Annotated in this window: 11 protein-coding genes; 10 read left to right on the forward strand and 1 reads right to left on the reverse strand. The window is 30.0% G+C overall.

Features of this window, described 5'->3' with window-relative positions; translation table 11 throughout:
• The first annotated feature begins 131 nt into the window (after positions 1-131).
• Positions 132-971 carry a sialate O-acetylesterase gene (locus J2Z43_RS07395; protein WP_209456588.1) on the forward strand — a complete coding sequence of 280 codons (840 nt, stop codon included), beginning with the start codon at positions 132-134 and terminating at the stop codon, positions 969-971.
• A 110-nt stretch (positions 972-1081) separates the two neighbouring features.
• Here the strand turns inward: J2Z43_RS07395 and J2Z43_RS07400 are convergent, their stop codons facing one another.
• Positions 1082-1570 carry a DUF2975 domain-containing protein gene (locus J2Z43_RS07400; RefSeq protein ID WP_209456589.1) on the reverse strand — a complete coding sequence of 163 codons (489 nt, stop codon included), beginning with the start codon at positions 1568-1570 and terminating at the stop codon, positions 1082-1084.
• A gap of 638 nt (positions 1571-2208) precedes the next feature.
• Here J2Z43_RS07400 and J2Z43_RS07405 point away from each other — a divergent pair.
• The 9 genes from J2Z43_RS07405 to J2Z43_RS07445 all read left to right on the forward strand — a co-directional run bounded on the left by J2Z43_RS07405 (position 2209) and on the right by J2Z43_RS07445 (position 14730).
• Positions 2209-3612, forward strand: a complete 1404-nt coding sequence (locus J2Z43_RS07405) for an alanine/glycine:cation symporter family protein (RefSeq protein ID WP_209456590.1) — start codon at positions 2209-2211, stop codon at positions 3610-3612.
• Between the two features lie 202 nt (positions 3613-3814).
• The gene (locus tag J2Z43_RS07410) at positions 3815-5389 is read left to right on the forward strand and encodes a sigma 54-interacting transcriptional regulator (protein ID WP_209456591.1); all 1575 of its coding nucleotides are present in this window, start codon (positions 3815-3817) and stop codon (positions 5387-5389) included.
• A 302-nt stretch (positions 5390-5691) separates the two neighbouring features.
• Positions 5692-6885 (forward strand): methionine gamma-lyase, encoded by a 1194-nt coding sequence (gene megL, locus J2Z43_RS07415; protein WP_209456592.1) that lies wholly within the window; start codon positions 5692-5694, stop codon positions 6883-6885.
• A gap of 111 nt (positions 6886-6996) precedes the next feature.
• Positions 6997-8415: a Na+/H+ antiporter NhaC family protein gene (locus tag J2Z43_RS07420; protein ID WP_209456593.1), complete on the forward strand. Its 1419-nt coding sequence runs from the start codon at positions 6997-6999 to the stop codon at positions 8413-8415.
• 289 nt (positions 8416-8704) lie between these two features.
• A complete protein-coding gene (locus J2Z43_RS07425; RefSeq protein WP_209456594.1) occupies positions 8705-9508 on the forward strand; it encodes a hypothetical protein in 804 nt (267 codons plus the stop codon).
• A gap of 100 nt (positions 9509-9608) precedes the next feature.
• On the forward strand, positions 9609-10739 hold the full coding sequence (locus J2Z43_RS07430; protein ID WP_209456595.1) for an ATP-binding protein: 1131 nt from the start codon (positions 9609-9611) through the stop codon (positions 10737-10739).
• A gap of 3 nt (positions 10740-10742) precedes the next feature.
• Positions 10743-12272 (forward strand): vWA domain-containing protein, encoded by a 1530-nt coding sequence (locus J2Z43_RS07435; protein ID WP_209456596.1) that lies wholly within the window; start codon positions 10743-10745, stop codon positions 12270-12272.
• Between the two features lie 461 nt (positions 12273-12733).
• Positions 12734-13534 (forward strand): abortive infection system antitoxin AbiGi family protein, encoded by an 801-nt coding sequence (locus J2Z43_RS07440; protein WP_209456597.1) that lies wholly within the window; start codon positions 12734-12736, stop codon positions 13532-13534.
• Positions 13535-13536: 2 nt separating this feature from the next.
• On the forward strand, positions 13537-14730 hold the full coding sequence (locus J2Z43_RS07445; protein ID WP_209456598.1) for an abortive infection system toxin AbiGii family protein: 1194 nt from the start codon (positions 13537-13539) through the stop codon (positions 14728-14730).
• Positions 14731-14746 lie beyond the last annotated feature (16 nt).

The following is a 14746-nucleotide window of genomic DNA, read 5'->3' on the forward strand; positions in this document are numbered from 1 at the left end:
TCAGCAGTAATTACTACTTTCAAGGGTGGCTACAAATAATATATGAGTTTAAATGGAATATTAGGTAACGATCCATACATCAAAATATATTTTGTGGATCTTATTTCACTAATATAAGGAGGTAAAAAATTATGATACATTCTTTCTTACTGGTTGGTCAATCGAATATGGCCGGCCGTGGATTTTTAAAAGATGTACCGGTGATTTACAATGAACGTATAAAAGTAATACGCAATGGGAGATGGCAAATCATGACGGAGCCAATAAACTACGATCGTGCATATTCGGGCATCGGGCCTTCTGCTTCTTTTGCAGCAGCGTGGTGTAGAAAAAATGAAAATGAGGATATCGGGTTAATACCTTGTGCTGAAGGTGCTTCAAGCCTAGATGACTGGGCAGTGGATGGACCGATATTTGAACATGCTATATTTCAAGCAAAACTAGCTCAAAAAAGCAGTAAGTTGGAAGCAATACTCTGGCATCAGGGCGAAAATGAATGTTCTTCAGGAAATTACAAACTTTATCATGAGAAGTTTGTAAAAATTGTCGAGGCATTTCGCCGCGAACTTAATGCGCCCGATATACCTATTATTATAGGTGGAATGGGAGATTATTTAAGAAGTGGTTGGCTCGGTGAGTATTTTACTGAACATATTGAAGTCGATCAGGAACTTAAAAAATTAGCTAACACGCAGGAGAATTGTTATTTTGTAGCAGCATCTGGTTTAACACCTAATCCAGATGGTATACATTTAAATGCAGTTTCACAAAGAATATTTGGCGTTCGATATTTTGATGCCTATGATAAACTTCATCATGTCTTAGAACCTTTGGAAGGTGAAGAAGATGCAATTAATATCGAGAGTGAAAGGGCTTTAACAAAAATTGAAAAGAGTACGTTACTAGAAAATAAATTTGTTAGAGGGGATATGTCACTAGAAGATTATAAATCGCAAATGAATATTAAATAATGATTAATGAATGTTAATTAATGACTTAAGAATACCTATAAAATCAGGTTCTGAATTATTCTAAATAAAAAGCCAATTTCTTCAAATAATGTAGAAACTGGCTTTTATCTTTATATAGTATGGTCATTTTCTTCTTTTATTTCTATTGCTGTTTCATAGAATTTAGCTAAAACAAAACATAAAAATCCTATTGCTAAAGATACAAATGAAACTACAATCGATGACATGATAGTTAGTCCATATAAGTATATATTAAAAATGTAATATAATGATATTTGAATAATGTTAAATATTAAAATTTCACTAAAGGACCAAAATGATATTAGTTTCAAATATCTAGGTATTTCTCTTGAAAATATTTGTTCCGATGCTATTATCTTGCATAAACGCTTTAAATTAAATAATGCTATAAGATAAGGAGCAGCACAAATATATATTCCTATTGATATATTCATTGGCATATTACTTCCAACTATTCCCAAACCAGATTTAAAATAAGCAGTTAGTATCAACGGTGTTGCCAAAAGCACAAGTATAGTTAAAATAATTCCTACCAAAACAATTTTATCTAATATTTTTAAACTTAAGTCTTTTTTCATAATGTTACCTCAACCTTCCCTGTAGATATAAATATTTTATATTCTTTGCTTAACATTTCTTTGTTTAATACTTCTATTTCTAATATTGTAACCTCAATTTCTTCACTAAACATATATTAACATGTTTTTTGACAAAAAACAATAAGAAAATATCGAAAAACAATAAATAAATATTAATTATCAATACCGAGAAAAGCAAATATATTAGTAGGAGCTTAATTGATATATCTTATCGATAAAAACATTTTTTGAGATAAGTTTGCGAAGAACAGGTACAACTAATAGTTATGAAGGAAAGGCACTTTTTTCTGAATATTTTTAATATAGACATTATCTATATTTGTATTGAATATATAGATAAAAGTGTATACAATGTTAATAATATGTAAAATATTTAACGATTTTTAACAATATCATTTCTAAAAATATCACAAGGTCAAATCTTAGTGAAGGTAACTTAGGCTTAGCTTCATAAGTAAACTCATCAAAGTAGTCCATTAAGTTATAGAATATTAGTTTTCAAATGTCGCAGAGTTTTCTATATAAAGTTGAAAATTCTTTGATATAAAATTAAGTCTTGCTGAGTACTTAAATCAAAACTCAGAGAAACTAAATTCAATAACAAGGAGGCGTTTGTAATGGAAGTACTATCGAAAATTGTAAATGCAGTAAATGGTATCTTATGGGATAAAAATATCCTACTATTTTTACTTGTTGGAACAGGTGTCTGGTATACATTTCAATTAAAATTTATTCAAATTAGAGGTTTTGGAGAAGGATTTAGAAGAACTTTTGGTGGTTTATTCAAAAAGAGTGAAAAAGCTGACGCAGAGGGGATGTCACAATTTCAATCATTAGCTACGGCAGTGGCGGCTCAAGTAGGAACTGGGAACTTGGCTGGTGCAGCTACGGCTATTGCAGTCGGTGGACCTGGAGCAATATTTTGGATGTGGATAAGTGCATTTTTCGGTATGGCGACAATCTATGCAGAAGCTACAATGGCACAAAAATATAAGCAAATCGGTGACGATAACACAGTAACAGGAGGCCCTGTTTATTACATACAGGGAGCATTTAAAGGGAAATTCGGTAAAATATTAGCAGGTTTTTTTGCAGTGTTTATTATACTTGCTTTAGGATTTATGGGGAATGCAGTACAATCAAATTCTATCGCGGCTGCGTTTGATATCGCTTTTGGTTTTAATCCGCTTTTAGTCGGTGTTGTATTAGCAGTCTTATCATTTATAGTGTTTTCAGGTGGTATTGGAAGAATAGCTAAAGTTACAGAAACAATCGTACCTATTATGGCATTATTTTATATTATAGGAGCTTCAATTGTTATTTTTGCAAACTATAAGAATATACCTTTGGCATTCCAAGAAATATTTGTAGGAGCATTTGCACCTCAGTCGATTGCAGGTGGAGTTGTCGGGGCTACTATTCAAAAGGCTATGAGTAAAGGTGTTGCACGTGGATTATTCTCAAATGAAGCTGGTATGGGTTCTACACCTCATGCTCATGCTGTGGCGAAGGTTGATTATCCATCAGAACAAGGATTTGTTGCAATGATGGGGGTATTTATTGATACTTTTGTTATATTAAATTTAACAGCTTTAGTTATTATTACAACTCGTTCTGTGACTCCAGATGCTTCTCTTATAGGTACTGCACTTACTCAAGCAGGATTTTCATCAGTATTTGGTAAGTTTGGAGATATTTTTATAGCTATTTGTATGTTCTTCTTTGCTTTTTCTACTATAATTGGGTGGTATTTCTTTGGAGAGGCAAATATAAAATATCTATTTGGAGCAAAGTCTGTTAAGGTATATGCAGTATTAGTTTGTGTTTGTGTATTACTTGGAACACTGGGAGAAGTCTCTATTGTATGGACAATGTCAGATATGTTTAATGGACTTATGGTTATTCCCAACTTAATTGCATTGCTTGCTCTTACTGGAACTGTTAAGACTGTACATAATGATTATATTAAGATAAATGGTGGAATAAGTTCTAAAGGTAAAAAGAAGAAACCTACAGCTTAATAATATATAGATAATATGGTTATAAAGTACTCCTATCTTGAATGGAAGAAGGAGTACTTTTTTGTATAGGTAATTCTCTTAAATAAATTACTCACTATAGGAATTTAATATACGAAGGTCATAAGCTAGATTTAATATTTTCAATACAATATAATGAATACTGTAAAGGGCAACGACTTTTAATAATGGAGGAGAAGATTGTATGATTAGACTCGAAATAAATACAGAAGATCGATTAGGCATTACAACTGAAATATTGTACAAGCTTTATAACAAAAAAATAGACTTAGTATCTATGGAAGTTTTTCCGAAAAAGGTTTGTGTAAAAATAGACGATATTGATGCCAAAACTAAAGAAATATTAAAAGAAGCTATTTGCAATATAGATGATGTAATATCGGTAAATGAAATACAGTTGTTATCGTATGAAAAAAATGAACAACAACTTCTTGCTGTTATTAACTCTGTGGATGAAGGAATTATATCAATAGATAAAGATTTTAGAATTAATATTTTTAATAATTACTGCCAAGAACTATTTAACTATAAGAAAGAAGATGTAATCGGAATAGATATTAGAGATATTGTAGGTAAAAACGATGCAATTGTAAATCTAGTAAACGAAGGTATTGAGTACGATAATATAAAAGCTAGTTTACAACATAATAATACTACAAGTAGTTATATAACTACAGGCAGAAGAATAACTAACGATTATGATGAATCAGTAGGCGCAGTCATTTCTATAAAAGATGTTAATAAAGCTAGACAACTTGTGAAAATAATAAATACTAACAATGATGGACCTTTTAAAAATATTATAGGTGATAGTAAAAGTATAGAAAATGTAAAAAAAGTAACAGCGGCAATAGCTAATAGTGACTCAACAGTCTTGTTAAGAGGAGATAGCGGTACTGGTAAAGAGCTATTCGCAAATGCAATACACGATTTGAGTGATAGAAATGATAAAAGATTTGTAGCTATTAACTGTGCAGCTCTACCAGAAAATCTGTTGGAAAGTGAGTTATTCGGTTATGAAAAAGGGAGTTTTACAGGAGCTATGCAAAATGGTAAAGAAGGTCTATTTAAAGAAGCTAATTGTGGAACGATATTTTTAGATGAAATTGGAGAATTATCAATGTTTATACAAGCGAAACTACTCAGAGTTCTCCAAGAAGGTAAGATAAGAAAAATCGGAAGTAGCAAGGAAGAAAAAATTGATGTTAGAGTAATAGCGGCTACTCATAAAAATCTTGAACAGATGATAAAAGATGGAGAGTTCAGAGAGGATTTATATTATAGATTAAATGTAATCCCAATAAAGATACCTAGTTTAAAAGAGAGATTAGAAGATATACCTATATTAGTTCAATTCTTTATAGATAAACTTAATAAAAAGTTAAAAAAAGATATAAAAGGATTTAAAAAAGAATTTATAGATGAGCTAATGTGTTATGATTGGCCAGGTAATGTAAGGGAACTTCAAAACTTAGTTGAGAGGTCTATGAATTTATGTAATGGTGATATTTTAACTTCTAAGGATATTGTTAGCGGTTCGATTTGCAAAAATGAGGATATTGTATACAATTTTGTTGAAAAAGAGAAGATAGAGCCGAAATCATTAAAAGAAGAAATGGAGGATTATGAAAAAGAAATAATTAATAAGGTATATAATAGCGAAAAAAGTTATAGAGAAAGTGCGAAAATACTCGGTATATCACATACTGCTGTAATGAATAAGGTTAAAAAGTACAATATTAAGGAAATAAAATCATAGTGTCTAAATATATAAATATATGAATAAAAAAGCAGATAGATAGTATTAATTGTAAAAAAAGCGTAAATAAACATTTACTGCTGTAAAGAAAAGTTTACGATAAATATAGAAAATGTAAATATATATTTACAGCGTGAATTTAATTTAAAATAAAGTTCTATTATAATTGTGAAAACGTTTCAGTAAGTGAAGCTTTTTCAATGTATTCGTTAAAAAAATATTTTTCTGTGTACAAATCTAATCTTGGTATGAGAATTGCTTTTATATAATAGCGTAAATAAAATATTAGGAGGAATTAAAAAATGGAAAACTTAAAAAACGCTAAATTTGGAACAAAAACTGTACACGGTGGATATGAAAGAGATACAAGAACAGGAGCTTTAACTACTCCTATTTTCCAAACTTCTACATTCGTGTTTGATAGTGCTGAACAAGGAGGAAGAAGATTTGCTCTTGAAGAAGGCGGATATATATATTCAAGATTAGGTAACCCAACTAATACTCAACTTGAAGACAAAGTTGCGTTACTTGAAGGTGCAGAAGCTTGTGTTTCAACTGCTTCTGGAATGGGTGCTATAACTTCTGCATTATGGTCTGCGCTTAAGGCTGGGGATCATGTTGTAGCAAGTAAAACTTTATACGGTTGTACATATGCTATGTTTAATCACGGAATCAGCAGATACGGAATAGAGGTATCATTTGTAGATGCTTCAAATTTAGAAGAAGTTAAAGCTGCAATGAAAGCAAATACAAAAGTTGTTTATTTAGAAACACCTGCAAATCCTGATTTAAAATTAATAGATATCGAAGCTGTTTCTGAAGTTGCTCACAGTGTAGAAGGTTGTATGGTATTTGTTGATAATACATTCTGTACTCCTTACCTACAAAGACCATTAGAATTAGGTGCTGATGTTGTTGTTCACTCTGCTACTAAATACTTAAATGGACACGGTGATGTAGTAGCTGGGTTCGTTGCTGGTAAATTAGATTTTATAACTCAAGTAAGATTATTCGGAATCAAAGATATGACAGGTTCAGTATTAAGCCCATTTGACGCATACTTAATAATTAGAGGAATGAAAACGCTTCAAGTAAGAATGGACAGACATTGCGCAAGTGCAATGGTAGTTGCAGAATTCTTAGAAAGCAATGAAAATGTAACTCAAGTTAATTATCCAGGACTAAAAAGCTTCCCTCAATTTGAATTAGCTCAAAAACAAATGGATAAACCAGGTGGTATGATAGCATTCGAAGTTAAGGGCGGATTAGAAGCTGGTAAAAAACTATTAAACTCTTTAGAATTATGTACATTAGCAGTTAGCTTAGGTGATTGTGAAACATTAATACAACATCCTGCTTCAATGACTCACTCTCCTTACACTCCAGAAGAAAGAGCTGAAGCTGGTATATCAGAAGGTTTAATAAGAATATCTGTTGGTCTTGAAGATCCAGAAGATATAATAGCAGACTTAAAACAAGGTCTTGATAGATTATAGAAATTAGAAACACCCATACAAACTACCTTTAAAAAATAATAAGGGAGAAGATGTTTTTTAATCAATATCTTCTCCTTTACTGTACATAAAATTTAAAAGGAGACCAAAATTATGCAAGAATCGAATAAAGATACAGGGACAGAAACAGGTAAAGAAATAAGTAAAGAAATAAGTAAAGAAATAAGTAAAGAAATAAGTAAAGAAACAGGTAAAGGCAATGCAATTGCACTTGCTCCAATTGCTGTCTTTTTATTACTATTTATGGGATGCGGTATAGCAACTGGTGATTTTTATAAAATGCCAGCTTTAATAGCCTTTATAGTGGCCGCAGCAGTTGCTTTTATGATAAATCCCAAAGGAAAAAAAGACTCTTTCGATACTAAAATGGACGTTTTTTGTAAAGGTGCTGGAGATAGCAATATAGTTATTATGTTGGTCATATTTTTATTAGCAGGCGCTTTTGGAAGTGTTGCAGCATCAATGGGAGCTGTAGACTCAACAGTAAACATGAGTTTATCTGTTCTTCCGCCAAATTTATTAGTAGCTGGACTATTTCTAGTTGTATGTTTTATATCCATATCTATGGGAACATCAGTTGGTACTGTTTCTGCATTGACACCAATAGGTATAGGAATAGCTCAAAAGACGGGAATACCATTGGAGTTCTTAGTAGCAATCATAGTAGGTGGAGCGATGGTAGGAGATAATTTATCTATGATTTCAGACACTACTATTGCGGCTGCAAGTACTCAAGGCTGTCAAATGAAGGACAAGGTTATAAAAAACTTCTTTGTGGTACTACCTGCTGCACTTGTAAGTCTTATAATAATTCTAGTGATGACTTCAGGTGTTCAAACTGTTCCAGGTGAAAGTCATCCCTTCCAAGTAGTTAAAGTTTTACCATATCTCGGTGTATTAGTTGGAGCATTGGCCGGACTTAACGTTTTCATGTTACTAGGTGTAGGAATAGTATTTGCTGGAGCTATAGGTATCTTCACAAATTCTCTTAGCATGTGGGGCTTTATTGAAGCTATATCTAAAGGGATGGCAGGAATGCAAGAGCTATGTCTACTAGTTTTAGTGGTAGGGGGAGTTATTGGATTAATTAAACACAACGGTGGTATGGACTTTATTCTTAATTACGTAACTAGCAAAATTAAAAGTAAGAGAGGCGCAAAGTTTGGTATAGCGATTCTATCAAGTGTTATCGATCTTTGTACTGCAAATAACACTATTACAATTATCACAGCAGGGCCTTTAGCTAAAGATATAGGTGAAGAATACGACCTAGATCCAAGAAAAATAGCCAGTATTTTAGATATATTCGCTTCTTGTTGGCAATGTATGATACCATATGGTGCTCAAATACTTACAGCAGTAGGTATAGCAGGCGTTTCATCAGTTGCCGTAATCAAATATCTACACTATCCATTATTCCTACTTATTTTCGGTATTATTTCAATTACTATTGATTTCCCTGAGTTAATTGCGAAGAGAAAAGTCGATAAACGAGAAAAGACTTTAAGTTAATATAGAGTAAGTTCAATATAGGAAAACCTTTTTGGTAATTTAATATCTTTAGTTATAAATGTTATATATAAATACACATGAATAGATGTACATCTAGAGATTTTGCTCTAGGTGTACATCTTTTTTATTTCTTAATACTAATTATATCAACTATATAAATTGACTCCAAATAATTTTTAAAATCTAGAAGCTATTATAGCATTAGGGATTTTGTTATAATTATGTTTAAATCCATATAAAAAGTATATTTATATAATAAGTAATAAAATAATAAATACGGAGGGGAACAATGGAAGAATCAAAACTTATTGAATATATAAAAATAAATCCTTTAACTATAAAAACTATAGACAATCCAACAGATGAGATGAAAATAGCGGCCATTTTAAAAGATGGAACTGCATTAAAATATATAGAAAACCCAACTAGGGAGATGCAAGAATTAGCAATAGATAACAATGTTAGAGCAATTGAATATATAGATAACCCCACAGAAGATATGATGATAAAAGTTGTAAACGATGGTTGGAGTAGTTTAGAGTATATTAATAATCCGACTGATAAGGTCGTCAAATTAGCGATAAATCAAGCTGGATGGGCTATCCAGTACATTGAAAATCCTAATGAGGAGTCGCAATTGTTAGCAGTTAGAAAAAATTATGATTCAATAAAGTATATAAAAGACCCTTATGAAAGCGTGGAAAAAGAGGCTGTAAAAATAAATTCTGTAGCATTAAGATATATTGATACGCCTACACATAATGTAGAGCTTATGGCTATAAAGGAAGATGAGTCGGCTATCGGGCTTATAAAAAATTTGGATAAGAAAAAAATGCTGGAGTTTTTGAAAGCTAATATTTTAGTGATTAAATATATCGTAAAAGATGTAACTAAATATGAATTAGAGGAAGTATTGAAAAAAGTATTATCAAAGGAAGACGTCGATGAAAAATATATTAGAGATTTTTTAAATTGTAGAACTATAGATAGAGATAGCGAAACTATGCCAATTGATAAGATAATATTTATTTCTAAATTCGGAAGCAAAAAGGCAAAGAAAATAGCTGTAGATGAAAAGTTAAAACTTATATAGATGAACGATTAAGGCTTGCAATAGATGAAAAGTTAAAACTTATATAGGCGAAAATTAAGACTTATAATAGATGATAAAGATGATATAGGAGAGGGACAAAATGAATTTTATAGATACATTACAAAGCGTTGACTTAGTGTTATCTACTGGAGAAGTACCTTTAGTAGTTGGTGAAAGTGGAATAGGAAAAACCGCTTTGGCAAAGAAGCTTGCCAAGCAGAATAATTGGAGTTTAATAGTTATTGATGGGAACCTACTTAAAGAAGGTGAAATAGGAGGTCTTCCAACTGTGGAATCATATATAGATATTAATTCCGACGGAAATGAGAAAGAAAAAAAGATGACAGTATATGCTGTTCATAACAAGTTAAGGGATATAGATGAAGAAATATCTAAAGGTAAGACAGTTCTTTTATTTATAGATGAGATAAATCGTTGCGAGCATACGGTACAGCAAGAGCTTATGAATTTAATATTAAATAGAGAAATCAATGGATACAACTTGCATGATGATGTAAAAATTTTGGCAGCGATGAACCCCTCAAGTAAATATGGTTCAGATTTTGATTATCAGGTTGTGGATATGGATGCAGCTCAAGAAAATAGATTTGTGTGGCTTAATATGGAAAGTGATTATGTACAGTGGCTAAAATGGGCGATAGATGTAGGGATTGAACAAAAGGTTGTTGAGTTTATTTCAACCTTCCCAGAATATCTAAATAAAACAAATGAAGACGATGTAAAGGCAACTCCGAGAAGCTATGAAAGAATTTCAAAGAGTTATAAAATTTATAATGAGAAAAAAGATTTTATACCGAGAGCTATATTTGTAAATGTCTTAAAAGGAAATGTAGGGACGGTAATTGCAGAAGAGTTTATTAGTTTTGTTGAATCAGATAGCAGTTTATTAATATCTTATGAAGATGTGTTTTTAGGAGAAACTCTTAACGAATCTGTTGTAGAAAGAGCGATAAATGAAAGTCATACAAGACTATATCTATCGGCAATGAATATTTTAAAAATTTTAGAATCGAATATAAAATATGGTAAGTATGAATCAAACGATTATATAGATAGATTTATTGAGTTTTTAAAAATATATCCTGTAGATCTTATGGTAGGGATTATGAAGGATATGAAAAATAGTTATAGTGAGGTGTACAAAAAAGCTTTAGAGAATGAAGAATTTGTGGAGGCGTATTTTGAATCTTATAACTTGATAAGGGGATAATGTATGGAAAATTATTTTGAAAAACAAGTAAAGTGGCTTTACGATAGAACAATTGAACTCATCGATACAGTGTCTATTTTAAAAGCAAACCGAACTAATAAAAGATTTGAAATAGATATACCACAAGATTTTAAGAATGAGTTCTTTAGCATTGTAGATAAAGTTAATTTGAGTCTTATGGAAGATAAAGAGAATTTTTATGGGTATTTTCTATTTCAAATGTCAAGGGAGATAAGGTTTGACATAAGTAGTCCCACAGCTGTGAATTTTAAAGGCGCTAAATATGTAATTTACTTTAATCCCATGATTTTTTTAAACCTCGATATAAAACAAATGGAGAGTTCTATTAAACACGAAATTCTTCATGTAGTGTCAATGCACTTAGTGAGAGCAAAAGGTTTAAAAGGAAGATATAGTACATTAGCTATTAATATGGCAATGGATATAGTCGTAAATAAATATTTAGATTATCTACCGCCTTATGCTATTACTTTAGACTGGGTAAATGTAAATTATTCATTAAAACTCGAGCCATATGAGACTTTTGAATATTATGTTGAAAAGATTCAAACCGAGTTAGATTTGCTGGATAAGATGGATGAGGATATAGAGGATGATTACAAAGAAGAGGATAAGAAAGAAGGCGACGATAAAGAAGCTGATGACAGGGATTCCGACAATAAAGACGAAAATAATAAAGACAAAGATAACAAAGACAAAAATAACAAAGACGAAAACAGCGATGAATCCGTTAATATAGAAAGAGAATTTAGCCCAGAAAAAACTCACGATATTTGGGAAGATTCAGATGATGTAGACGGGAAAACTCTTAAAGAATTTACAGAAAAATTTATAGATAATTCACAAAAAGGTGAAAATCCCGCCTATTTAAAAGATATGATATCAGCACTTAAAAATAGTAAGGGCGAATTGCCTTGGAATTTATATCTAAATAGATTGATGGGAACTATTGAAAGCAATAAAAAGAAAACTATAACGAGAAGAAATAGAAGACAACCAGACAGATTAGACTTGAGAGGTGAATTGAGATCTCATAAAGCAGAAATAGCTGTTGCGATTGATATAAGTGGAAGTATTAGCGATGAAGAGTTTAAACAAGCAGTTAAAGAGGTTCTAAATATAGTTAAAAATTACAACCATGAAATTACGATTATAGAATGCGATAGTGAAATTAGACGTGCATACAAAGTTAAATCTGTAAATGATGTAAAAGATAGGGTTAAAAAAGGTGGAACCACTAAATTCACTCCAGTTTTTGAATACGCTAACAATAAAAAGATAAATTTACTTGTGTATTTTACTGATGGCAAGGGCGAAAACAAGCTACAAACGATACCTAGGGGGTATAAAGTTTTATGGATTATTTCTGGACATGGAGATAAACTTTCATTGAAGGAGCCTTATGGGGCAGTTAAAAAACTAAGCAAGGTTAAAACAAAAGCAGAAAGATTAGATATAAGAGATATTAGGAGCGATGGGTATTCTATGAATAACCAACAACCAATGTTATAAATACTACAAGTTTATAATGAGTAATAATAAGATTTAGGATTAATATAGATTAGGATTAAGATTGGGATTAATATATATCAGGATTATTGTTGACCCAAAAGGATTATTTCTATGTTCTTGAGGTGATAATATATATATTCCTATCAATTAATGCAATATCTAGCAACTGCTTACTTAATTGTAGGCAGTTTTTTATGTAATATAAAATGACTTATATTAATTAAATTTACACTAAGATTAGAGGAAATCTAAATAAAAAGATTTCCTCTATGGCCAATGGCCACTTTTGTCGATTACGCTCAATGTTTATTACATCTTAAAACTATACGCCTTTGCCTGTTATTCAAATGCGTAATAAAGTGATTCGCGAACAATTACATATGGAGTAATAAGATTTAATTCTTTCAATATATTATAATAAAATGTATAAATATTATATTACGATTTATATGGAGGGAGTCATGGCATTAAATATCTATGCAAGTGACATAGAGTTGAATAATAATAGCTTTAAGCAAAGTGCTAATTCATTGTTTAATTTTATGAGAAAAATTGAATATTTAAAACAAATAATTGAGAATAAAGCATTTATACCTAGATATTATGAAGAACTAATACCATATCTAGAATTAGAAAAATTTTCTAAAATCGCTTTTCCAATGACATGTTTTTGTGATATTAATATTAAAAACATATATGATCACTGTGAATTTTATGGATTTATTGGATTAGGAATGGATAAAAATTGGGGAATAGATAATGGGATACAGCCAATTCAATATTTAAACGAAAACTCAAGATTAAGTAAAGAGTTAAAAAAAATATTTATTACAGAAGATGATGAAAATAACGAAATTGTTTTAGAACCTTATAAAAATTATTTATTAGAACATGTACTTTTCATTAAACCAATCGCAGGTAAGATGTTAGCTAATGGTAAATATGTACCTAAAAATTTTCATGATGAAAAAGAGTGGAGATATATACCTATTATAACTGAAGAATACGATATACCAGAAGTATTAACATTTACATCGTGTATGAATGAAAAATGTTATAAAATTTATTCTGATGGTATTAAAGAATACGAAAATTTATGGCTTAGATTTGAATACGAAGATATAAAGTATATATTTGTAGAAAATAAAGATGATCTTGATGATTTAATTAATTTTATAATTGGATTAAATATAGAAAACAAAGACAAATATACTTTAATATCTAAAATAATAACACTAGAAGTAATAAAGGAGGATATCTAACAATGTGTGCAAGGTTTCATGATGCTTTCAAAAGAAATAGTGCTAAAATCCCAGAAACTATAATAAGGCAACTAGAAAAACAATTGTTACCTGATGAATTTAAATATGAAGCTTATGAAGATGGCTCATGTATGTTATCAACAGATAGTTTGAAAAGCTTATTAAATAAAGATTTATTTGAATTGCCAGAGTATTTGGTGGGTAATAGTATCGATAAAATTCTTGAATATTCATATAACTCACAAGAAAAGTTGCAATTAAAAGAAAATGTAGATATTAATGGAAAATTATTTCGAACTAGTAATATGTTATTAACTTCTATTACCGAAGACTTTCAAGGTAAAAAAAATATTACATTCGCTCCTCCTGAGTTTAAAAGTTTTAATATTAATCTTGAATCTAATAATATAATTAAAACTATTACTCTTAAAAGACAACCTTCGAAAGATATAGATATAATTACCTTTAAAAGAGTTGATTCAAAAGATTTAGTTATAGATTTAAACATAAATAAAGAAAACCAAAGTGGTAAATTTTATATAAAAATTAATTTCAAAGATTGTAAATCAATTGATCAAGTTATTGATAATTTAGAGATTCTTAAAACGCTAGGTAATAAGACATTAAAGTTAAATGGTAAACTAATAAGTGATATTTTACCTGACTTTAATTTTAAAATTGAGGTTGATTCATTAGACTATATTCTTAACTTCTATAAAAAGTTAAATGCAATAACTCAATATATAAGTATTAATATTAACCCAAAAGAAGAAGTTTACGAAGAGGATATATATAATTTGGAAGTTCTTAATAAGTGTATAATAAAAAAAGAACCATTCAAGGAATATATAAAAATTGATAATTTAAGTGTTACAGTTGATGAAGAAGTGGATTTTATTAACTTGAAAAATAATAATATTTCATTTAAAACAATTGAAGATACTGAAATCGAAATTTTGGAAACAAAAATACCGTTATACAGTATATTAACTATACACGATTTAACAATAACAGGAGAAACTCATGAAAAAGTGGGTGATAATTATGTATACCAACTAGAATGTTCTAATTTGCCTGATAAAGAAATGTATAAATCTTGTATGTATTTTACTAATTCAAAATCAAGAAATGAGTATCTAAATAAATTTGATAATCTTATTGAAGAATTTTCAAAAGCTAAAGAGATAAAAATATAAATTTACCGATAAATCC

The sequence above is a fragment of the Metaclostridioides mangenotii genome, from assembly GCF_017873185.1.
Lineage (GTDB): Bacteria > Bacillota > Clostridia > Peptostreptococcales > Peptostreptococcaceae > Metaclostridioides > Metaclostridioides mangenotii.